We start from the raw sequence: 23,390 nt of genomic DNA, 5'->3' as shown, positions 1-23,390 counted from the left end.
CGATCATGACCCTTGTTTCCCGTTGCCTGCTGGCCCTGGGCTTTTTGCTGAGCAGTGCCTGTGCCCAGTCCCCCGCGCCTTTTACGCCACCTGCTGAACGACTCAAACCGGTCAACGAAGCGCCGTGGCCGAAAAACCATTTCCTGGGCATTGCCTACCACGATGTCAACGACCGTGACCCCGACCAGAGAGTGGTGGCGGTGCGCACCGAACGCCTGATCGAACAGCTGTCCTGGCTGCGCGAGAACGGCTACCAGGCGGTCAGCGTCGACCAGGTCCTCGCCGCCCGTGCCGGCGGGCCAGAGCTGCCGCCCAAAGCCGTCATGCTCAGCTTCGACGACGGTTATTCGAGCTTTTACACCCGCGTTATGCCGATCCTGCGTGCCTACCAGTGGCCGGCCGTGCTGGCGCCAGTGGGCAGTTGGGTCGACACGCCGTTGAATCAGCCGGTGGATTTTGCCGGCGTGCCGCGTAACCGCGGGGAGTTTCTGACCTGGCAACAAGTGCGCGAAGTGGCGCAATCGGGCCTGGTGGAAATCGCCGCCCACACCGACGCCAGCCACAAGGGCGTGCTGGCCAACCCCCAGGGCAACCAGGAACCGGCCGCCGCCACCCGGCGCTATGACCCGGTCACCCGCAGTTATGAGTCCGAAGCGCAGTTCCGGGCGCGGATGCGCGCCGACGTCGCGGCGATTTCCAATAAGATCCGCGCCGTTACCGGCAAGGCCCCGCGTGTGTGGGTATGGCCGTATGGGGCGGCGGATGGCACTGCTCTGACGGTGGTGGGTGAGCAGGGTTACCAGATGGCCCTGACCCTGGAGGACGGCCTCGACAACCTCGGCAACTTGATGAGCAGCCCGCGCTTTCTGGTGGACAACGACCCGTACGGTGAGGACTTCGCCAACAGCATGGTCTCGGCGCAGGTCAAAGCACCGATGCGCGTGCTGCATGTGGACCTCGATCATGTCTACGACCCGGACAAGGCGCAGGAGGTGCGCAACCTCGACGCGCTGGTCCAGCGTGTGCTGGACATGGGCGTCGACACTGTATTCCTCCAGGCGTTCGCCGACCCCAAGGGTGATGGCCTGGCGCGTTCGCTGTACTTCCCCAACCGCCATCTGCCGATGCGTGCCGACCTGTTCAACCGTGTCAGTTGGCAGCTGCATACCCGTGCCGGCCTGGTCAAAGTCTACGCCTGGATGCCCGTGCTGAGCTTTGCCCTGGATGCCAAGCTACCCCGCGTCAGCCGCTGGGACCCGGCCACCGGCAAGGTGGCCGTCGACCCGAAACAGTACCAGCGCCTGTCGCCGTTCGATCCCCAGGTGCGCAAAGTCATCGGTGAGATCTACGAAGACCTGGCCCGTACCAGCGCTATCCACGGTGTGTTGTTCCACGATGACGCCGTGCTCTCGGACTTTGAAGACGCCAGCCCCCAAGCCCTGAAAACCTACGCCGCCAACGGCCTGCCGGGCAGCATCCAGGCGCTGCGCGCCGACCCTGAAGTGATGCAGCGCTGGACCCGTTTCAAGAGCCGGTACCTGATCGACTTCACCCATGAACTGACCGCCAAGGTCCGCGCCCTGCGCGGCCCGGAAGTGCTCACCGCGCGCAATATCTTCGCCGAGCCGATGCTCAACCCGGCCAGCGAAGCCTGGTTTGCGCAGAACCTCGACGACTTCCTCCAGCACTACGACTGGACCGCGCCGATGGCGATGCCATTGATGGAAGGTCAGTCACTGAAAAACTCCAACGCCTGGCTGGAAAAGCTCGTGGCCACGGTCAAGGCCCGGCCCGGTGCGATGCAGCGCACGGTCTTCGAGCTACAGGCCAAGGATTGGCGCACTCCAGCCGCCCCGGACATTTCCGGCGTGCAAATGGCCGAGTGGATGGGGGTGCTCAAGCGCCAGGGTGCCAGCAGTTTTGGCTACTACCCCGACAACTTCCTGGAGAATTCGCCGGATCTGAACACCGTGCGTCCGGCCCTTTCCAACAAATGGAATCCTTGACTCATGTTCGACAGAATCCTTGCTCTTCTCGTGTTGGCATTGGTGTTGGGTGTGCCCCTGGGCCTGATCTTCCTGGTCACCGGGCAGTTCCTGATGGAGTTCGTGTTTTTCTACCCGTTGTTCATGTCCGGGCTGTGGATCGCCGGCGGCCTGTACTTCTGGCTGCACTGGGAGCGCCACTGGCCGTGGTCCGATGACACCCCGGCGCCGGTGCTCAAAGGCGAGCCGCTGATCTCGATCCTGATCCCTTGCTACAACGAAGGCGACAACGCCGCCGAGACCATCGGCGCGGCGTTGGCCCAGCGCTATCGCAACCTGGAAGTGATTGCGATCAACGACGGCTCCAGCGACAACACCGCCGCTGTGCTCGACGCCCTGGCGCTGCAGGAGCCACGCTTGCGCGTGCTGCACCTGGCGCAAAACCAGGGCAAGGCCGTGGCCTTGCGCATGGGCGCCGTGGCGGCGCGCAGCGAATACCTGGTGTGCATCGACGGCGACGCCTTGCTCGACCGCAATGCCGCCGCCTACCTGGTGGCGCCGATGCTCGACAACCCACGGCTTGGCGCGGTCACCGGCAACCCGCGCATCCGCACGCGCTCGACCTTGATTGGTCGGGTACAGGTGGGCGAGTTCTCTTCGATCATTGGTTTGATCAAGCGTACCCAGCGGGTTTTCGGGCGGATCTTCACTGTGTCCGGCGTGGTGGTGGCGTTTCGGCGGGCGGCCCTGGACCGGGTCGACTACTGGAGCACCGACATGATCACCGAAGACATCGACGTGAGCTGGAAGCTGCAACTGGACCACTGGAGCATCTTCTACGAGCCGCGTGCGCTGTGCTGGATCCTTATGCCGGAAACCCTCGGCGGCCTGTGGAAACAGCGTCTGCGCTGGGCCCAGGGCGGCGCCGAAGTGCTGTTCAAGAATATTCGCGGGATCTGGCAATGGCGCCATCGCTACCTGTGGCCGCTGCTGTTCGAGTACTGCCTGTCCACCGGCTGGGCCTTCACTTTCCTGCTGTCGGTGATCTTCTGGGGCGTAGGGAAAGTCGTGCCGTTGCCCGAGGCGATTGCCGTCGGCTCGCTGATGCCGCCGGCCTTCACCGGCTTGCTGCTGGCGGTGGTGTGCCTGGTGCAATTTGCCGTGAGCATCATGATTGACCGGCGCTACGAGCGCGGCCTGTGGAAAACCCTGTTCTGGACCGTCTGGTACCCGCTGGTGTTCTGGCTGGTGAGCCTGTTCACCACCCTGGTCAGCTTCCCCAAAGTCCTGTTCCGCCAACATCAAAAACGCGCGCGCTGGGTCAGCCCGGATCGCGGCATCAAGGCACCTGCCAAGGAAGTTAAGCCATGAACCTGATCCGTACCCCACAGCGGCCTGTGATGCAGGCCATTGATATTTTCCTGACCCTGATGGCCTGGGCCGGCCTGGTGATCCTGCTGGTGCGCGGCCTGGTGCCGATGCTCGATAGCAATGGCGGCCCACGCATCGATGCACCGATTTTTGCCGCGCTGAACACCTTGCAGATCTACCTGTGGATCGCCTTGTTCAACGCGGTGTTGCTGATCGTCTGGGCGCGCTACCAACAACGACGCGGCAAGCAGTTCGCCCAGCGGCGCGCGGCGACCAAGGCGTTGAGCGACCACGGCTTGAGCGAGAGCTTCCGCCTGGCGGCAGGCGAGCTTGAGCAACTGCGCCGGCCGGGGGTGTTGGTGATTCATAACGATCAGGAGGGCGGGGTGCAGGCGGTGACGGCGCATCACTCCCGTGAGGTGCGGCGGCCAGGGTTAAAACTGGTGGTGGGGCAGGAAAACTAGGCGCGTAGGAAAAGTGACCTTTTGTTGCAGGAAAATTCGCCAATAAATTTAGGAGTACTCCTATTTATCTCGCCTCGGCGGCCCACTGACAATCACGGTTTAAAGCCGCCGTTAAAAATCCTGAGGCGTCGCAAATTCATTGCGTGCTTCCTGGCCCTTTGTTTTCGATGGATCGAATATGCCTTTATTAGTGCCACGGATTCGGCTGCGGCTGAGCTTCTGTCTTCTGATCTGCCTAGGGTCGAACGGCCTGCTGGCCGCGACGCTGCCGGGTGATCAAGAACTGATCCGCGAGCGACAGAACCGCCTGCTAGAAGATCAGCAGCGGCGCCTTGAAGAGCTCAAGAATCTGCCGGGCAAACCCGCAGAACCCACCGCCCCGGCCGCGCCGGTGGATACCCGCTGCTTCCCCATCAAAGACATCGAACTCAAGGGCGCCGACAGCCTGTCCGCTGCGCAGCGTGAGCGTTTGCTCAAGCCTTATACCGGCCAGTGCCTGGGCGTCTCCCAGCTCAATGCCGTGCTTAAGGTGATTACCAATCACTACATCGACCAGGGCATGGTGACCAGCCGCGCTTATCTGCCCCAACAGGACCTCTCCACCGGCCATCTGCAAGTATTGGTGGTGGAGGGCAAGCTTGAAGGGCTGAAAGGTGCTGATAACAGCAAGCTGTCGGATCGCGAGCTGGCCATGGCCTTTCCCGGCAAAAACGGCGAGTTGCTCAACCTGCGGGAAATCGAGCAGGCTATCGACCAGCTCAATCGTTTGCCCTCCAACCAGGCCCAAATGGAACTGGCGCCCGGCGATGCCGTGGGCGGCAGCTCGGTGCTGGTGAAAAACACTCCGCAAAAGCCCTGGCGCGCCAGCCTGTCACGCAATAACGACGGGCAAAAAAGCTCTGGCGAACAGCAATGGGGTGCCGGTTTTGAATGGGATAGCCCCCTAGGGCTAGCGGATCAGCTGATTCTGCGCGGTGGCCACGACGCCATCAGCGATCATCAGAAAACCTCGAAAAACGCCATGCTGTATTACAACGTGCCGTGGGGCTGGTGGAACTTCAACTACAGCTACAACCAGAGCGATACCCGTTCGCTGATCCAGGGCGACAGTTTTGACTTCAAACAGACCGGCGACAGCCAGAACCACCAACTGCGCGCCGAGCGCGTGGTACACCGTGACGCCCTGAGCAAAACCTCGCTCAGTGTTGGTCTGGCTCACCTGCGTACCAACAACTACATCGAAGGCAGCCGCCTGGCTGTCAGCAGTCATCGCCTCAGCGAACTGCAATGGGGTATCAACCACGGTCGGCGGGTCGGCAACGCCTTTGTCAACGTCGACCTGGGCATGCAAAGCGGTATCGGCTTGCTCGACGCCCAGGCTGAAAACGAACGCGACCGCTTCGGCAATCGGCAGGCCAATGCCCGCTACCGCAAATACACCGCCACCGTCAGCTACCTGCAGCCGTTCACGTTGTGGGGCGAGTCGTTCAGCTTCACCAGCCTGGCCACCGGCCAACGCAGTGAAGACATGCTGTTCAGCCCGCAGCGCATGAGCCTCGGTGGCTCAGCCTCGATACGCGGTTTCAAGGATCAGCAATTGACCGGCGACAGCGGCGGTTACTGGCGCAACGACCTGCGTTGGTCGCGCCCGGTGCTGGTGGACTGGCTGCGTCCGGCCTTTGGTGAATACGGCGTTAGCGTTGGCTACGACCAGGGCGTGATCCGCAACGACCGCTACAACCGCGAAGTACATGGCCGGGTCTCCAGCAACTCCGTGGAACTGTTCGCCCGTGGCAAGCACGTCAGCACCAGCGTGACCTTTGCTCATTCTTTGGAACGACCGGCAATGCTGATCGAGCGCGAAGCGCCGATCTATTTCCGGATGGATTTCTACCTGTAATTCAACGCCTAGTTGCATCGAGAGTTTGAAATGGACGTTCGCCAGTTTGCCTTCCTCGCCCGCCAGCCTTCTTCGACCTTGAAGCGTCGTGACACCTTCTGTGGCGTGCCCAAAAGCGGCCTGGCGCTGATCCTGGCCAACGCGCTGTTCTGGCAGCCGCTGCTGGTCCAGGCCGAGGGCATCGTGGTCAGCGGCCCCGGTACTACGCTGGGCGCGGCGGGTAATGGCGTACCGGTGGTGAACATCGCCACCCCTAATGGCAGCGGCCTGTCCCACAACCAGTTCAAGGACTACAACGTCGGCGCCAACGGCCTGATCCTCAACAACGCCACCGGCCGTACGCAAGAAACGCAACTGGGCGGGATCATCCTCGGCAATCCCAACCTCAAGGGCGGCGCCGCCAATATCATCCTCAACGAAGTCAACGGCGGCAGCCCCAGCCAGTTGCGCGGCTACACCGAAGTGGCGGGCCAGTCGGCCAAAGTCATCGTCGCCAACCCCTACGGCATCACATGCAACGGTTGCGGCTTTATCAACACCCCGAACGTCACCCTGACCACCGGCAAACCCATCCTCGATAACGGCCGCCTGGACCGCTACCAGGTCGATGGGGGCGCAGTGAGCATCGACGGCCAGGGCTTGAATGCCGACAACGTCGACCGCTTCGAAATCATCACCCGCTCGGCCAGGATCAATGCGCAGATCAATGCGCGCAATTTGACGGTGATTGCCGGGCGCAACGACGTGAATGCGCAGACCTTGAATGCCACCGCGCGCGCCGACGATGGCAGCGCCAAGCCGGAGCTGGCGATTGACTCCTCGGCCCTGGGCGGTATGTATGCCGGCGCGATCAAGCTGGTGGGCACCGAGGCCGGTGTCGGGGTGAAACTGGACGGCACGTTGGCGGCCAGCGCGGGCGATATCCAACTCGATGCCAATGGTCGGTTGACCATGGCCAATGCCAAGGCCAGTGAAGCGGTCGTCATCAAGGCCGGCCAACTGGACGCCACGGGCGCGGTGTATGCCGGCACGCGTATTGATGTGCAAACCACCACGGGCTTGAACAACCAGAAAAGCCTCGCCGCCCGCGACAGTATTACCCTCGCCAGCAACGGGCAATTACTCAACAATGGCATCATTGAAGCGGGGGTTAACCCTGATGAAAGCCGCAACGCCAGCGGCGATATCAGCCTGTCAGCAACCAGCCTGAAAAATACCGGCAGCGTGGTTGCCAGTCGCAGCCTCGGCGTAACCGCAACCCAAGCCCTGAACAACCAGAGCGGCACCTTGAGTGGCACGAAAACCCAGGTTAGCGCCGGACAACTGGATAACCGCGCCGGCCGCGTGCTCGGTACGGATACGCTGAACATCACTGCCACGACCCTGGACAACCGCGACAAGGGTTTGCTGCACAGCGATAACCGCACCGACATTACGGTGGCGTCCAAGTTGGATAACCAGAAGGGTCAAGTTATTGGCCTCAAGACGTTGACGCTCAATGCCGGCCAACTGACCAATGACAGCGGTCTGGTGGCCAGTCAGGGGCAGGCCAGTGTCACGGCTGGACAGGTGAGCAACCAGTCAGGCGAGATCTCCGCGACGCAAACCACCTTCAGCGCCGCGACGCTGGATAACCGTTCCGGAAAATTGCTCGGTAGCCAACTGAACGTGACGGCCAGCGGCGCCATCGATAACCGTTTGGGGCTCTTCTCCGCCGTCACATTGCTGACGGTGCAAGCGGCCAGCCTGGATAACCGCGACAAAGGCTCGGTTGTCAGCCAGGGCAGCTTGAACGCAACGATTGCCGGGCTAGTGGACAACCGCAATGAAGGCAACCTGGTCAGCCAGGGCGCCCAACAGATCGCCGCTGGGCAACTGAACAACAGCCAGGGCGGGCGGGTGTCCAGTAAAACGACCCTGGCGTTGCGCGGCGACAACATGGTCAACCAGGGTGGCCTGGTGATCGCCGACGGGGCATTGACCCTGACCGGCGGCAACCTCGACAACAGCCAGAAGGGCACCGTCAGCGGCAAGGCTAATACCCGCGTTGAACTGGCAAGCCTGAACAACAGCAACGGTGGCAAGTTGAGCAGTGCGGGCCAGTTGACGCTCAACGCCGCTCAGCTCGAAAACGCGGGCGGGCGCATTAGCGCTGTGGGCGACCTGCAGGCGACAGTCGGTGTGCTCAATCAACACGCGGGCGAGCTGGTCAGCGAAGGCGCCTTGAGCCTCAGCGGCACTACACTGGACAACCGCAACGGCGGCCTTATCGCGGCCACTGGCGGCGTAGAAGTACGCAGTCAGGAGATCCTCAACCAGCAGGGCGAAATCTCCAGCCAGGCCAAGGTGCTGGTGGTGGCCGATCAGTTGAACAACAGCGCCGGCAAAGTGATCGGCGACAGCGGCCTGAACCTCACGGTGCAGCGCCTGATCAATCAGAGCAAAGGCCTGTTGGCCGGGCGCGAAGGCCTGGTAGTAAGCGGCGGCCAGTTGGATAACAGCCAGGGTGGGCGTCTCACCAGCCAGAAAAACCTCAACATCCTGTTGACCGGCGATTTGCTCAATCACGGCCAGGGCACGCTGCTCAGTGAGGGCGAGTTGACGGTCAGTGCCGGTGCACTGGATAACAGCCAGGGCGGTATTTTTTCTGCGGCCAAGGCGCTGTCGGTCACAACTCAGGGGGTGTTGAATAACCAGGCGGGCAAGTTGCTCGCCGATGGCAGCATCACATTGCTCAGCACTGACTTAAATAACAGCCAGGGCGGTGTGATCAGCGGTAAGCAGCATGTTGACCTGCGTAGCGCTGACCTCAACAACAGCCAGCGCGGCAGCATCAGCAGCGACGCGGGCATCACCCTTGATGCCGGGCAACTGGATAACAGCCAGCAAGGTTCGATCTTTGCCAAATCGTCGATCAAAGCCACTGTCACCGGGCTGGACCAACAAGGTCGCGGCGAACTGGTCAGCCAGGCCGCTATCGACCTGGACGTAAAGAACGGGTTGTTGAACAACCGTGACCACGGCCTGATTGCAACGCCGGGACAGTTGCTGCTGCGCAATCTTGGAGCTGTGGATAATCGCCAGGGTGGCGAGATTTCCAGTACCCAGTCCTTCCTGTTGGCGGCGGCTTCGCTGGATAACCGTGGCGGCAAAATCATCAGTCGCGACAGCCTTCAGGTGCGCATCGCCCGCGCTCTGGATAACAGCGCCGAAGGCGTTGTATCGGCGCAAAACAGCTTGCAGGTTGCAGCCAATAGCCTGAATAACCAAGGTGCCGGCGCACTGGCCAGCCGTGGTGCGTTGGACCTGAAGGTCACGGGCCTGCTGGACAACCGCAATAAGGGGCAGGTCACCGCGGCCTCCACGCTGACCACCACTTCAGGGGCGGTTAATAACAGCGACAAAGGTCGCTTCTCGGCCGGCGCCCAACAGGTGCTCACCACCGGCACGTTGGACAATCATCAAGGCGGCCAAATTGTCAGCGACGCCAGCCTGACGGTCACCGCCGCCGATGTGGATAACCGTAACGGTGTCATCGGCAGCCAGCAGGCGCTGAACCTGACCACGGCCAACCTCGACAACAGCGCCGGGCTGATCAACAGCCAAGGTGACTTGAGCCTGATCGGCCAAAAGGTCGACTCAAGCCAGGGCGGCGAAATCTCGGCCAAGGGCGATTTGAAACTCATCGTGCAGCAGTTGATCCAGCGCCAAGGCCGGTTGATCGGCGAGCGCGCCGTGACCCTCGACCTGCAAGGCGGCAACCTGGACAACCGGGCTGGTTTGATCAGCGCCAAGGGGCCGCTGACCTTCGCTCGACTGGGTGAACTGAGCAACCGTGAACAGGGCGAAATCTCCAGCCAGACGGCGTTCACGGTAAAGGCCAAGCGCATCGATAACGGCGATCGCGGGGTCATCCTCAGTGCTGATCAGTTACGTCTTGAAGCTGAAGAAGTGGTCAACGCCAGTAAAGGCCTGATCTCGGGTTGGAATGGCCTGGCGGTCGTTGGCGGTAGCCTGGACAACAGCGCCGAAGGCACGTTGTCGAGCAAGAGTGGGACGCTGCAAACTCGGCTTACCGGTGCGCTGGATAACCACGGTTCGGGTGCGTTGGTCAGCCAGGGCAAACAAACGCTCAATGCTGCCAGCCTCAACAACGACCAAGGCGTTATCTCGGGCCAGGGTGATGTCACGCTCAACGTCGCGGGGCGCCTCGACAACAGCAACACAGGGTTGATTTCGGCGGGCAAAGCCCTGGATTTCAACAATGCCAACACTGAAATACTCAACCGCGGCGGCCAGATCAACGCCAGCACCATCAACCTGATTGGCCAGCACCTGGACAATAGCGCCGGCCAACTGATCAGCCAGGGCACACTCGATGGCACCCTTAGCGGTGCGTTGATCAACGCCAACAAGGCCCGCCTGGCCAGCGGCGCAGCGCTGCTGCTAAATGCTGCGAGCCTGGATAACCGTGGCGGCCAACTGATCAGCCAGGACCGGCTGAACCTGACCCTCGCCGGTGGCGACCTGGATAACCGCGACAAAGGCACCCTGGCCAGTCAGAAAGACCTGGTGATCAAGCTGTTATCCGGTGACGTGAACAACCAGCAAGACGGCCTGATCTTCAGCCAGAAGGGCCGGCTCGATCTTGCCGCCCGTACCCTCAACAACCAGCAAGGCACGCTACAAAGCAAGGCCGACAACCTGCTGCGACTGACAGCCGGCTTGAACAACCAGGGCGGACGCGTCGATAGCCTTAGCGGCAACCTGGACCTGAAGTCGGCCAGCGTGGCCAATACCACGGGGGGCGTCCTCAATAGCAGCCAGGGCTGGATCAAGCTGGTGACGGGCCTGTTCGACAACGGCGGCGGTATCACCCAGGCGCAATCCCTGGAAATCGAAGCCAAAGGCGGGCTGCTCAACCAACTGGGGCACCTTTCGGCCCTTGCCGGTGAGAGCCAGATTGTCACCACGACCTTGAACAACCAGGGCGGCGGTGTGTATGCCGATACCCTGCTCAAGGTTACGGCCAAGGACTTTGACAACCAGGGCACAGCTGTTGGCAACGGCGGTAAAGTCGGTGCGCGGAGCATCGACTTCGGGCTCACGGGTACCCTGAGCAACGGTTTTGGCCTGATCGAAAGCGACGACACCCTGCGCCTCACTGCGCAAGCCATCAATAACGTCGGCGGTAACCTGCGGGCCATGGGCCGCGTCGGCACCACCGATATCCGCACCTCGGGTCTGTTCGACAACCGCTTCGGTGCGCTGGAAAGTGCCAATCAACAACTCACGCTGCAGGCCGGCGATCTGGACAACAACGGCGGGCGCATTGTCCATAGCGGCAGCGGAACATTCGACCTGAGCTCCGACCAAGTCACCCGCGCTGGCGGCAGCTTTGTCACCAACGGTCAGTTGGACATCAAGGCCGCAAGCTGGACCAACAGCAGCGTGATCCAGGCCGGGCGTCTGAACCTCGATATCGGCCAGTTCACCCAGACCGCCAGCGGCCAGTTGCTGGGCTCGCAAAGCCTGACCGGCATTGGCGACACGTGGACCAACGAAGGACTGCTGGCCAGTGACGGCAGCCTTAACCTGACGCTCAGCGGCGGCTACAGCGGCAATGGCCGGGTCAGCAGCCTGGGTGACATGACCCTCACCAGCGCCCGTATGGACCTCGGTGAAAATGGCCGGATTGCCGGCGGTGCGCTCACCCAAATCAACAGCACCGTGCTGAACAATCAAGGGCGCTTGACCTCTATTGGCGACCTGACGGTCAACGCCACCACCTTGAACAACTACGGCACCTTGGGTGGCTCTGAAAAGGTCCGCTTGAACGCTGCTCACCTGCTCAACGATAAGGGCCTGCTGTTCAGCGGTAACGACATGACCCTACGGGTCAATGACTTCAGCAACCGCTTTGGCGACGTCTACAGCCTCGGCGGCCTGGACATCGCCCGCGATGACGCCAACGGGCGCAGCGCGCTGATCGAAAACATCTCCGGCACGCTGGAAAGCGACGGGAGCATGCGTTTGCTGGCGGATACTTTGAGCAACCGTCGCGACCAGTTCAGTACTGAAAAGAAGCTGGTGTCGGGCAACCTTAATGCTTACTTCGATGACTTCTGTTCTGGCAAGGGCTGTGAAGTTCACTTCAGCGCCGTCGAGCGTCATGACGACGTAGCCACCGGCAGTTCGGCCTCGGCGTTTATCAACGCCGGTGGCGACCTGACCGTGGGTAGCCAGACCTTCGACAACCTCTATAGCTCCGTCTCGGCCGCCAAAAGCATCCTGATCAATACCGATGTGTTGAACAATACAGGCGCGGCGGGTGGAGAAGAGATCCACTACAGCTCAGAGTTCTATACCCGGGATCGCGGTCAATACAACACGTTTATCAGCCGCAGGAACCTGTTCAACCTTTACAACGATCCCAACTCCACAGACTACCGTCCTGGCGAAATGACCATGGACAAGCTGAAGGAGGGGATTGGTACCTTTTTCCACTTCTCCAGCTATACAGTGCCCACTTCTGGCAGCGTGATCGCCCAGGCCGTGATCCAGGCGGCCGGCGCGGTCACAGTCAACGCCACCCAGGAAATCAACAACAGCGTCATCCGCCCGAACGCCACGAACATTGACACCCCGGCGGCCAATCGCAATACCAACTCGGATGTATTCGCCTCGACCGTAAAACCGGCGGTCACCGCGCAATTGCCGCCGGACCTGGCCCAGCGCCAGGTCAACCCCGTGACCTTGCCGGGCTTCAGCCTGCCCACCGGGCAGAACGGTTTGTTCCGCCTCAGTGGTCAGCAAGCCACGGCTGACGGTGCTTCCAGCGCTTCGACGAGCGTTGCGGACTTCAGCGTCGGCGGCCGCCAGATTACCGCCAAGGATCGGGAGCAAACCCTCGACTACACCGCCGTGCAAGAGCGCGGTTTCAACCTCGACGGCCAGCCACTCAGCGCTGCAGTCAACGGCCAGGGCCCACTGGCACTGGATACCGGCGCACAGTCGATCAACCGCGTGCAAGGGCTGCCGCCTGTCACTCCGGTAGACAACAGCCATAAATACCTGATCGAAACCAATCCGGCCCTTACCGACCTCAAGCAGTTCATGAGCTCCGACTACCTGCTGGCGAAACTCGGCTACAACCCTGATGACAGCTGGAAACGCCTGGGCGATGGCCTGTACGAGCAACGCCTGATCCGCGAAGCCGTGGTGGCCCGCACCGGCCAACGCTACATCGACGGTATTGCCAGCGACGACGCGTTGTTCCGCTACCTGATGGACAACGCCATTGGTTACCGTGACTCGCTCAACCTGCAACTGGGCGTGGCTCTCACCGCTGAGCAAGTAGCGGCGCTGACCCACGATATCGTGTGGATGGAGGAAGCCCAGGTCAACGGCCAGAAAGTCCTGACCCCAGTGCTCTACCTGGCCCAGGCCAACAACCGCCTGGCACCCAACGGCGCATTGATCCAGGGCCAGGACGTGAGCCTGATCACCGGCGGCGACCTGCGTAACAGTGGGACCTTACGCGCCACCAACAACCTGAACATGGTCGCCGGCAACATCGACAACAGCGGCCTGATGCAAGCCGGCAACCGCCTGGAGATGCTCGCCACCGACTCGATCCGCAACACCCGGGGCGGGGTGATCAACGGGCGCGATATCAGCGCCAGCGCCGTCACTGGCGACGTTATCAACGAGCGCACGGTGACCACCTTCCGTAATGAAGGCCAGGGCTACCAACTGCGTAACGACGTGGTCAGCTCGGGTTCACGCTTCGAAGCCACCGACACCGTAAAAATCAGCGCCGGGCGCGACCTATACAGCGGCGGTAGCACCATCAAGGCCGGTGGCGACGCGAATCTTGCGGCCGGGCGCGACGTCATCATCGCCAGCCAGACCGAACAAGATGACGCTGCGTTCCAGCGCCGACGCGTCAGCAGCACCGAGCAAACCATCCTGCAACATGCCTCCGCCGTCGAAGTCGGCGGCGACCTGACCCTCGATGCCCGTCGCAACATGGCCGTCATTGGCAGCAGCGTCAGCGCCGCGAAAAACCTCAGCGCCAAGGCTGGCGAAAGCATGACCCTGGCAGCGGCGGCGAACGAGGAACACGACTATTCCAAAGGCAAAAAAGGCGGGACCAAAACCACCAAGCAACTGGATACCGTCACCCAGCAAAGCGCTGAACTAAAGGCGGGCGGCGACTTGATCGCCATCGCCGGCACCGACCTGACCCTGGTCGCCAGCAAAATCAGCGCGGGCAACGACGCCTATGTACATGCCGATAACGAGCTGAACATGCTGGCGGCGCAGGACAGCAACTACTCGCTGTACGACATGAACAAGAAGGGTAACTGGGGCAGTAAAAAGACCCAGCGCGATGAAGTGACCGATGTGAAGAACATCGGCAGTGAGATCAAGACCGGGGGTGACCTGACGCTGGAGAGCGGTGGGGATCAGTTGTATCAAGCGGCGAAGCTCGACAGTGGCGGGGATATTGCGATTGTCAGCGGGGGGGCGGTGACGTTTGAGGCGGTTAAGGATTTGCGGCAGGAGAGTCATGAGAAGAGCAATAACAATGCCTTCTGGATGTCCTCCAAAGGCAAAGGCACCACCGACGAAACGCTGCGCCAGACCCAGATGGTCGCCGGAGGCAATATCGCGATCAAGGCGGTGGAAGGCCTGAAGATCGACGTCACGCAGGTCAATCAACAGACCGTCAGCCAGTCCATCGATGCGATGGTCAAGGCTGATCCGCAGTTGGCGTGGATCAAGGATGCGCAGGCACGCGGGGATGTTGATTGGAGGCAGGTCAAGGAGATTCACGACAGCTTCAAGTACAACAACTCCGGGTTGGGGCCGGCGTCGCAGCTCATCATTGCGATTGTGATGGCTGCGGTGGTTGGGCCGATGGCGGCGGCGGCGGCGGCAGGTGCTGGTGTGGGTGGTGTCGGTAGCGCCATGGTGGGCGCTGTAGCCGCGAATGCGTCGACTAATGCCACGGTCAGCACCATCAACAACCGGGGCAATCTCGGTGCCGTGTTCAAAGACGTAACATCTTCTGACGCGATGAAAGGCTATGCGATTTCCGGCATCGCTGCGGGCTTGACTGTGGGCTATTTCGATAAGTGGACCGGGACCGAAACCACCACGTCGATCGGCAAAGTTACTGTCCCGGGATCGCTGAGTACCTGGAGTGGTGTTGGTCAGTTTGCGGCCAACCAGACGTTACAGAACGGCACCACGATGTTGCTGAGTAAGGCCCTTGGACAGGGAGGCAGTGCCAGTGATGCGTTGAAAAATGCACTGTTTAATACGTTGGCGGCAGCCAGTTTCAACTTGGTAGGGGATTTCACGAAGGGTGTGATCAAGGATGGTTCGGCACCGAAGATTGCGATTCACGCGATGGTCGGTGGCTTGCTGGCTGAGGCCACGGGTGGCGATTTCAGAACCGGTGCGTTAGCTGCGGGGGCGAACGAAGCGCTGGTTACTCATCTGGATACGCTGGTCAAGGGTAACGATGAGCTGCTGACGATGAGTTCGCAGATCGTTGGCGTGCTGGCGGCGGCCGGGCAGAAGGATGCGGATGCGGCCAAGATTGAGAAGGGGGCTTGGGTTGCGAAGAATGCTACGCAGTACAACTACCTGTCACATAACCAGCTAAAAAGGGCTGCCAAGAAAATAGCGGCCTGTGCTGATTCGGCCTGTATTTACGAGACAACACGCGCCTACAAAGAGTTAAGCCTCCAACAAGACATTGAAGCGATTGCCTCCTGCAACGCTAACCTTTCGTCTTGTGCTACTGTGTCGAGAGAAGTCGCCAGCACTATGGCGAATCTTAACGCGGTCAAAGATTTGGTCGGTTACGGCTCGCTTGAAGCGCGGGATGCGGTTCAAAACCTTATAAATTCAAATTATGAGTTCCAGGAGATGCTCGCGACATCGACTGCTGGGCATTCGATGGAGGCAATGGTCGAGACACTCCAGGCTAAATGGGGTTTGAGTGATGCTCAAGCGCAGGACATCAGCAGCGGTCTAAAGGTTGCTGTGGCTGCGGGACTGGGGACCGCAGCAGGGGTGTTGGCGTATAAGCGGGCGGTGGCGGGAGCTACGAAAGAAGCTGGCGGTTCAAAAGCAACTACTAACGCTCCAAATACACCCAGGTTCATTACGGACTCTGCCGGTAATACTATTGATTTAGATTATACCAAGGGACTCAGGGAAACGAATGTGACGGTCACGGGAACGCGTGGTGGTGTTCAGTATCCGTTGCAAGGGCAAACTCCCGATTCTTATGCAAATCTTGGAAATGGGCATGTTGTTGTCTACGGTCCTGAGGGGCGTGCACTATATGATGTGTCTAGCTCTCGGATTAAGGTGGTCGAATGGAACCAAGCTCCGAATGGAACATATTTCCCCAAGAAGGGAAGTGATACAAAAGTTTTTGAGGGGAATGTTCCTCAGTCGGTTCTTGATAGCTTGGGGTTGAAATGATGAAAGTTTATCAGGGTAATATTTCTAAAGAGTCGTTGAGTCTGTTTGTTTCAGATATTGGCTCCGGGGAGTTTTTTTCATATGTAGGGCACTTGGTTTCATTAGAACAGGCAATTTCTGTTCTGGGTTTGCTCTCTCCTGATTTTATTGAGGTCAATGGTCACATTTTCTGGCTGCCTAACGCTCAGCAATACGATCCGCAAAAATTTCATTTGAACGGGCTGGTTGAGACCGAATCTAGTGTGTTGGAACAAAGTACATCGCGTAGAGACGTTGAACGATACAGAAATATTTTTTCAATAAATCAGTTCTTTTCAAAGTGGGAGGATGCACCGGGTCGACCCGTATTTAAAGTGGGCCTTTCGGAAGAAGATTATCGTCTTTGTCATTTATTTGCTGAACAGATCACTAGATATTGGAAGCGCGCATTATCTGATACCTTTCCAGAGAAGGTATTTCAGTTTGAAATTGCTGACGATCTTCTCGATGAATATGGTGTCTGTCTGACATTCTGGCAGTCGTAGTTTAAAGAGCGCACAGGATGTGTCCGCGCCATTAAAACCACTGCCAGAGGCTAAATAATAATTGTGCGTTTAGAAATGGTTGAGGAAAGCCTTGTAGAAAAACTTAAGGTAGTCAGTGAGGAACAACGAAGACGTGCTGTAAAAGTGGCTTGCGAACTTGCTTTACAGGCCTGCCCAGTAGAAGTGTCTATTGTTGCCGAGTCTCTTAGGTATCTACAATCTGGTAATAAACTCACGACTGATCAGGTTTCTGGGTGCAAAAGGAACTGGGGCTGTTGTAGATGACACAATCAAGGCATTACCAGCCCCAAGACAAATAGATGCATCGTGGAGCGCGAGCACTTATAACAAAGGCGGTTTGATGACAGGTATTGAGCATGTATTCTATCGCCATGGACCTGACTCAGGATTTGCGAATGTTAGTAAGTTCTCGCAAGGAACATCTGTTAAAGATGTCTCTAGCTATGTTGATAACGCACTGAGATATGGGAAGGTAACTCCTAATGGCCCAGGTGGGCACGTTATTGAGTACCACGCAGGTAAGGTGATTGGAACAAACGTCTCAGGCGCTCCAACATCGACAATCAAAATAAATAAGCAAAAGGGGACAGATTTATTTTTTTGCTTAGAGGTGTTTTTCCTCGGTTAAATAAATCTGTTCTCTTTTCACCTTTACCTAACTCCGGGGAACAATCATCAGGAAACGCAGTAATAACTCATCACTGACAATAGTAAGGAACGCCGTGAAAAATCTCCTATTGATACTCTTCAGCACCCTCGTATTAGCTGGCTGCATCAGCCACCCCCTAACTCCTGAGCATCGCGCTCAGATCAAGACCGTCAAAGTGCTGCCCGTCAAATGGGAAAGAAGCATGGATTACATGGGCCAAGGGCAGGCGTGGGGAGCGGCCTTGGGGGCGGGCCTGGGTGCAGGCGCCGGCATGGCAACCGGTACTTCAACGGTGGGTACGGCGGCGTTGTCTGGCGCGGGGTTCGCGGGTGGTGCGAAGGTCGGCGAGTTGGCTGAGATGTCGACGCCTGTGGCAATTCTCACCGTTATGGACGCTGAAAACATCGACCTGGGTGTGTTACTCAAACAGGGATTTATCGACGAGCTAAAGAAAACCTCGTCGCTCACGGTGGTTGGGGATGATGAGGTGGCGGACGCGCAGATCCAGTTGACCGTCGCACAGTGGGGCTTTCGCCTGACCCAAGGCTTTAGCAGCGTGGTTTACCCGACTATCACGGTGGTTGCGGCAATGAATCGTGGTGATGAGATGATCTGGCGCACTAGCGAGTCGATCACGCCTTTCAACGGTAACAACGTATACGGCTACACGCCGCTGACTTATCGCACAGACCCCGCCGCCTTGCGCCAGGCCTTGACGGGGATCACCCAGATCGCCGGGCAATACTTGGTCAAAGAACTTAAGTAACTCAGGCAACTGTGGCGGTATTGGACCACCCTTCTACTTCGCCAGAAATTCTTGGTTAGGCGGGACAGTTAGAAGGGCGCGGAAAAAATTATTTTTATTGTGGGAAATTTCCTAAGTTTTAGGAGTTTTCCTATTTAGCTCGATTGTCGATCCAATGACAATCGCGGAGGAGTACGCTTTAAAGCTGCCTTTAAACGTTTTATGAGCGTCTACCCGTTATAAATCAATTGCTTAGCTGTGAGTCAGGTGAGTGCCTTGCTCAATCTGCGGGAAATTTAGCAGGCCATTGATCAGCATCAAATGATGCAGGTCGTCGGTCAGTGCAAGGGCTCAAACAGGCTGTTTCGGTTTTATAACTGCTGCCGCCGAGATAGTGAGCGGAGTCCCAGTCATACATGGAGTTTTACATGAAGCCAACGCCGTTTAAAAAAAGCCTGCTGGCTTTGATCGTTGGGGCAATCAGTACCCAAGTGCTGGCCCTTGAAGTGGATATCGCTCAAGGCAAAAATATATGGATCGGCGAAACGCTTAATGAGTCATTGATCTTTACCGGGAAGCTGATTCCAACGGCCAATCAAAATACAGGCCCGGTCGCGGCCAACTTGCAGAAAGTGAATGTTTCCGGTACCAGGATTCAGGGCTCTCTGATCAATCGCGCCGATATTACGGTGAACAATGAAGACCGGTCTATTCGCGGATTTGCTGTGGATCCATTTGGGACGATGATGGGCCACTGGGCTGCCAGTACGATTACTGGCGATGTGATTCAGGCCGGTCATATCACCACGAGCAATATTTATGGTTATGAGGCCTTTGATATCGGTGACGCCACGATTGGTGGAAGTGTCATCAACTCAGGCACTATTAAATCAACACCGGGACCTGCCGATGGTGATGCCGAAAGCGGTGACGGTATATTCCTGCACAACACCCAAGTGGCAGGCGATGTCTCCAATACGGGTGTGGTCGCGGTGGAGGGTAAAAGCGTAGTGGGGCTGGCAATCGACGGTCCGCCTAGTTCTCCAATCACCATCGGCGGGAAAATTCTCAACTCCGGGACTATTACTGCAACAGGTGAGCGCGTCTGGGCCTTCGAGGTGGAAACCAGCACCAGTCCGTTACGCATCGAAAACAGCGGCCTGCTTTCGGCAAATGGCGCTGATGCGTCCGGCGTGATGTTTTATGACGGTACCGTCGACTACATCCTCAATACAGGTGTCCTAGAAGCCAAAGGCGCCAACGCCAACGCTTTCGACTTCCGTGGTGCAAACTTTGCGCAAAACAGCCCCATCGGCTCTCGCGGCATCGTCAACCGTGGCACTGTCAGCGCCGATGGCATTGCGATCAAGGTCGATGCTGGCAAGCAAACCTCCCCCTTCGAAATCAACCAGCAAGCCGGCGAAATCCGCAGCAACTCCGGCACCGCCATCGACGCGGCCAACCTGGCAAGCCTGAACTGGACTGGCGGCAAAATCGTCGGTGATGTACTCAACGTCACTGGCGTGAACATCGCAGGCCAGGCTGATTTCACCGGTAAGCGCATCAAGAGCCCGGTATCGATCAGCTCGGGCTCGTTAAACCTGTCGGACGCCGGCACCACCATCACTAGCGACCTGAATGTAGCCAGCGGCGCCGGGGTTGATATGCGCCTGTCCAACAGCGTGGTGCCGACCACGCCTTACCTGACGGTCAGCGGCGCCGCGAATTTTGCCCAGGCTTCGAAGGTGACCTTGAGCGCCAAGCCCGGTGATTTCACCGCAGCGCCCAGCGGCACCGAATACACCTTGCTGCAAGCCAGCAGCGTGCAGAACAACGGTCTGACGGTCGGCAGTACGTCGTCGCTGCTGGACGTGTTCAGTTACTCGGCTGATGCGCAAACGGTCAAGGCTGTGGTGGGCTTGAAGAGTAATCAACAGGTGCAAGAGGAGCTGACCAATGTCGGCGCCACTGAGCCGGTTATCACCGCCGTTAACGAAGTGAAAAATGACGTGCTTGGGCAACTGGATGAGAGTGATCCGGTGTTCCAGGCCGTGGCCAACGCCGGCAGCGCCCAGCAACTGGCGCAGATTGGCGAACAGCTCAAACCTGACGTAAACCGTGGTGCGCTGGACGTGGCCTTGTCCGGGCAGACCGTGATCAATGACGCGATCCTCAACCGCCTGGCCGGCCAGCGCGATGGCAGCGAACGCGGCGGTGTGTGGGTGCAAGGCTTGAGCAGCAACATGGACCAGGACGGTCGCGGTGGCGATAACGGTTACTCGGCCAACAGCAGCGGCGTGGCAGTCGGCGTGGACGGGCGTTTGAACGACATCACCCGCGTGGGCGTGGCGTACAGCTACCTCAACTCCAACATCCACTCTGACCTGGGCAACAAGACCGAAGTGCAGGGCAACGCGCTGTCGCTGTATGGCAACTGGTCGCTGCAGAACTGGTTTGTCGATGGCAGCCTGAGCTACGGCGTCAACGACAACGACAGCAAGCGTCATATCACCGGCACTACAGCGAAGGGCAGCTACGACAGCCAGGCACTGTCGGCCAGTGTGGTGGGCGGTTACAGCTTCAAGGCGTCGGACAGCGTGCTGATCGAACCGCGTGTCGCCGCGCGTTACTCCAGCGTGCACATGGACAGCCTGCATGAGAAGGGCTCTTCGGCGGCGCTGAACACTGGTTCCCAACGTTACGAAGTCGGTGAACTGGGCGCCGGCCTGCGCGTGGCGGGCAACCTGGCGCTGGGCGCCGGCACCCTGCAACCGGAAGCGACCGTGATGGCCTATCACGACCTGATGGGGGATCGCGTGGCGCAGACTTCCAGTTTTGTGAACGGTGGTTCGACGTTCAGCGTGACCGGCGCATCGGTAGCGCGTGACAGCTATGAGGCCAGCGTGGGCGTGAACTACCAGGTCTCGGCGTTCAGCGTCGGCGCTAGCTACACCCGCCAGGCTCGCAGCGGGTTTGATGCCGATGGGGTGATGGTTAAGGCGCGGTACGCGTTTTAAGTAGAAAAACCGGGGGCCAGACCACGATTGAATTTTTAATCGGGGTCTGGCCCTTTTTTATTGCTCGTTTTATGTGCTTTGCAGACTCAACCGTCGCCCAATCAAATCGTAGCCATTGCGCAATGGCTAGGTTTTCCAACCGCTGGGGGAAAACAGGCTTAAACCACGATTCAACCGCTACTGATTGTCTGGCCCCCTATTTGCTTCTTCTTTCATCAAAAAAGGCGGGTGCGTTACCTGACACGATGAGGGCACGTCGTGACAATTTGCCAGCTCTGTGCATTTGGTGAAAACTCCACTTTAAAAGGCCCCAAGAATTTGCTGGGCAGGCATGTGCTGTCAGGGAGGCTGTTGATCACAGTCTTTACGATGGCCAGTTACCACCAATGGCGATTATTTCTATAAAGGATTGAGATGTTCGAGATAGATCGCGGCAGCAAAGTACTGTTGGTGGACCAGATTCGCAGCGAAATCATCCGCCGCATCGAATCTTTTCAATGGGTGCAAGGCAGCCGTTTACCGTCAGTCAGGGCGCTTTCCAAACAATTGGGCGTGAGTATTTTTACGGTGAGCAGCGCCTACGAGGATCTCGTTGCCCAACAGGTCATCGAGTCCCGGCCTGGTGCGGGTTACTACATTCTTGCGCCCACTGCTCCGGACGTTTCCAAGGATCTGGACAAGATCATTGCGCCATCCAGTTTGCACGCGGGGTTTCTTTACCGGGCGCTGGATCCTTCCCAATACGATATTCCTGTCAGTTCAGGGTATTTTCCACCTGCCTGGTTGGCGGACGCCGTTCCGGCATCAGTGACCGGCCGGCTGATTCGCAGCACGCTGTCTTGTAGTGCCCCGGCGCCTGCTGCGGGCAAGCAGGAGTTGCGTTCGGTGATTGCGCGACAGCTGCGGGAAATACAGATCAATGCCTCCAGCAGCCAGATTGTGGTGACTGTGGGGGCTACCCATGCGTTCTCGCTGATTCGCAGTGTCATGCTTGAGCCTGGTGATTACCTGTTGGTCGAGGATCCAAGTTACCTGCTGCTGCAGTTGCGGCTGATCAAAGACCGGGATTTCAACATCATCACCGTCCCCCGCATGGCAGATGGCCCGGACTTGGAGGCCATGGAAGCCATGTTGATCCAGTATCGACCAAAACTGTTTCTTACCCAGACCCTGATCCACAACCCTACCGGGGGCAATACCTCGCCGGCCAAGGGCTTCAAGATTCTTTCGTTGGCGCAGAAGTATGACTTTCATATTGTCGAGGACGATATCTTCGGTTCGTTATGTGCCCGGCAAACCCTGCGCTTGAGCAGCCTGGATGAATGGAACCGCACCTTCTATATCAGCGGATTCAGCAAGGTACTTAGCCCGGCATTGCGCCTTGGGTATGTGGTGGCGCCGGCGAAGTTTGTCGAGGGGCTGATCGAACAGAAAATGTACAACTTGTTGTGCGGTTCATCACTGGACGAGACGATCGTGACCTACACCCTGGAGTCCGGCCGCTATCGACACCATTTGGATGGTTTGCGCCAGCGGGTGACGCAGGAGCGTGTCCGGGCGCGGGAGTGGTTGGGGAACAAGGGGGTGGTGTTTGACGATGCCAGTGCGCAGGGGGTGTTTTTGTGGGCGCGGTTTCCTCAGTACGTGGATCTGCGCCGCCTGATTGAGCGGGCACACGATGCCCGCATTTTCCTGGCGCCTGGATCACTGTTCAGTAACACGCACGATTATGATCAGTACATTCGCTTGAACGTCAGTCATTGCAACGATATCCGGTTCAAGCACTTCATCGATGCCCAACTGGACTGTGAAACTGAGCTCACAGGCAAGACTGAACAAGACGCCTGACCCTCAAGGCTTGATGCGTGACCCGGCATCGTGCGGTGAGTGTTGCGCCGGGTCGAGGTTTCGTTGCCAGCGTTTGAAGTACTCCGCCAGGGTTGCTACCTCTCCCAGGTCTTCATAAGAGTAGATGTTGCCGGTAAGGATCTGCACGTCATCATCGTCGTGGAGCATTTGGATGGATGAATCCTCAGCGATTTCCAATCCATTGACGGCCAAGCTGATGTTATCGATCCAGTACAACGGTTTTCCGTCCTGGCCGGACCAGACCTGAGCGTCTGCGTAAAACGACTTAAGGGCCAATCCGTTGGTTTTCATGGGCATAGCGTTAACCCCGTTTACTGCTGGGAGTGTTCTTGATGC

General features: G+C 58.6%; 11 protein-coding genes. 10 read left to right on the top strand and 1 reads right to left on the bottom strand.

The genetic code is table 11. The features are described 5' to 3' along the window. Positions 1-5 precede the first annotated feature (5 nt). From pgaB to JFT44_RS20405, 10 genes are all read left to right on the top strand, one after another. On the top strand, positions 6-2,006 hold the full coding sequence (gene pgaB / locus JFT44_RS20450; RefSeq protein ID WP_169990435.1) for a poly-beta-1,6-N-acetyl-D-glucosamine N-deacetylase PgaB: 2,001 nt from the start codon (positions 6-8) through the stop codon (positions 2,004-2,006). Between the two features lie 3 nt (positions 2,007-2,009). Then, positions 2,010-3,356 carry a poly-beta-1,6-N-acetyl-D-glucosamine synthase gene (pgaC, locus tag JFT44_RS20445; protein ID WP_057438950.1) on the top strand — a complete coding sequence of 449 codons (1,347 nt, stop codon included), beginning with the start codon at positions 2,010-2,012 and terminating at the stop codon, positions 3,354-3,356. After that, positions 3,353-3,820, top strand: a complete 468-nt coding sequence (pgaD, locus tag JFT44_RS20440) for a poly-beta-1,6-N-acetyl-D-glucosamine biosynthesis protein PgaD (RefSeq protein WP_057438951.1) — start codon at positions 3,353-3,355, stop codon at positions 3,818-3,820. The genes pgaC and pgaD overlap by 4 nt, the downstream gene beginning before the upstream one ends. 178 nt (positions 3,821-3,998) lie before the next feature. After that, positions 3,999-5,720 (top strand): ShlB/FhaC/HecB family hemolysin secretion/activation protein, encoded by a 1,722-nt coding sequence (locus JFT44_RS20435; protein ID WP_198831072.1) that lies wholly within the window; start codon positions 3,999-4,001, stop codon positions 5,718-5,720. Positions 5,721-5,750: 30 nt separating this feature from the next. After that, the gene (locus JFT44_RS20430; RefSeq protein ID WP_198831071.1) at positions 5,751-16,229 is read left to right on the top strand and encodes a filamentous hemagglutinin N-terminal domain-containing protein; all 10,479 of its coding nucleotides are present in this window, start codon (positions 5,751-5,753) and stop codon (positions 16,227-16,229) included. Continuing rightward, a complete protein-coding gene (locus JFT44_RS20425) occupies positions 16,226-16,753 on the top strand; it encodes a hypothetical protein (protein ID WP_233098397.1) in 528 nt (175 codons plus the stop codon). Before JFT44_RS20430 ends, JFT44_RS20425 begins: the two co-directional genes overlap by 4 nt. 361 nt (positions 16,754-17,114) lie before the next feature. After that, the gene (locus tag JFT44_RS20420) at positions 17,115-17,402 is read left to right on the top strand and encodes a hypothetical protein (protein ID WP_233098396.1); all 288 of its coding nucleotides are present in this window, start codon (positions 17,115-17,117) and stop codon (positions 17,400-17,402) included. A 94-nt stretch (positions 17,403-17,496) separates the two neighbouring features. Further along, a complete protein-coding gene (locus tag JFT44_RS20415; protein ID WP_198831070.1) occupies positions 17,497-18,189 on the top strand; it encodes a hypothetical protein in 693 nt (230 codons plus the stop codon). A 407-nt stretch (positions 18,190-18,596) separates the two neighbouring features. Beyond that, the gene (locus tag JFT44_RS20410; RefSeq protein ID WP_198831069.1) at positions 18,597-21,185 is read left to right on the top strand and encodes an autotransporter outer membrane beta-barrel domain-containing protein; all 2,589 of its coding nucleotides are present in this window, start codon (positions 18,597-18,599) and stop codon (positions 21,183-21,185) included. Between the two features lie 414 nt (positions 21,186-21,599). Further along, on the top strand, positions 21,600-23,033 hold the full coding sequence (locus tag JFT44_RS20405; RefSeq protein ID WP_198831068.1) for a PLP-dependent aminotransferase family protein: 1,434 nt from the start codon (positions 21,600-21,602) through the stop codon (positions 23,031-23,033). A 3-nt stretch (positions 23,034-23,036) separates the two neighbouring features. Here JFT44_RS20405 and JFT44_RS20400 read toward each other — a convergent pair whose 3' ends face one another. Further along, positions 23,037-23,201: a hypothetical protein gene (locus tag JFT44_RS20400; RefSeq protein ID WP_198831067.1), complete on the bottom strand. Its 165-nt coding sequence runs from the start codon at positions 23,199-23,201 to the stop codon at positions 23,037-23,039. Positions 23,202-23,390: the final 189 nt, after the last annotated feature.

This window comes from Pseudomonas sp. MF5691, from assembly GCF_016405645.1.
GTDB classification, from domain to species: domain Bacteria; phylum Pseudomonadota; class Gammaproteobacteria; order Pseudomonadales; family Pseudomonadaceae; genus Aquipseudomonas; species Aquipseudomonas shahriarae.
This window is presented reverse-complemented; position numbering and strand designations above follow the sequence as displayed.

What these genes read in the sequence shown, in the direction of transcription:
- JFT44_RS20435 (WP_198831072.1), top strand. Translation starts at nt 3,999, where the DNA reads ATGCCTTTATTAGTGCCACGGATTCGGCTGCGGCTGAGCTTCTGTCTT.
- JFT44_RS20400 (WP_198831067.1), bottom strand. Translation starts at nt 23,201, where the DNA reads ATGCTCCACGACGATGATGACGTGCAGATCCTTACCGGCAACATCTAC.
- JFT44_RS20430 (WP_198831071.1), top strand. Translation starts at nt 5,751, where the DNA reads ATGGACGTTCGCCAGTTTGCCTTCCTCGCCCGCCAGCCTTCTTCGACC.
- pgaC (WP_057438950.1), top strand. Translation starts at nt 2,010, where the DNA reads ATGTTCGACAGAATCCTTGCTCTTCTCGTGTTGGCATTGGTGTTGGGT.
- JFT44_RS20425 (WP_233098397.1), top strand. Translation starts at nt 16,226, where the DNA reads ATGATGAAAGTTTATCAGGGTAATATTTCTAAAGAGTCGTTGAGTCTG.
- JFT44_RS20420 (WP_233098396.1), top strand. Translation starts at nt 17,115, where the DNA reads ATGACAGGTATTGAGCATGTATTCTATCGCCATGGACCTGACTCAGGA.
- pgaD (WP_057438951.1), top strand. Translation starts at nt 3,353, where the DNA reads ATGAACCTGATCCGTACCCCACAGCGGCCTGTGATGCAGGCCATTGAT.
- JFT44_RS20410 (WP_198831069.1), top strand. Translation starts at nt 18,597, where the DNA reads ATGAAGCCAACGCCGTTTAAAAAAAGCCTGCTGGCTTTGATCGTTGGG.
- JFT44_RS20405 (WP_198831068.1), top strand. Translation starts at nt 21,600, where the DNA reads ATGTTCGAGATAGATCGCGGCAGCAAAGTACTGTTGGTGGACCAGATT.
- pgaB (WP_169990435.1), top strand. Translation starts at nt 6, where the DNA reads ATGACCCTTGTTTCCCGTTGCCTGCTGGCCCTGGGCTTTTTGCTGAGC.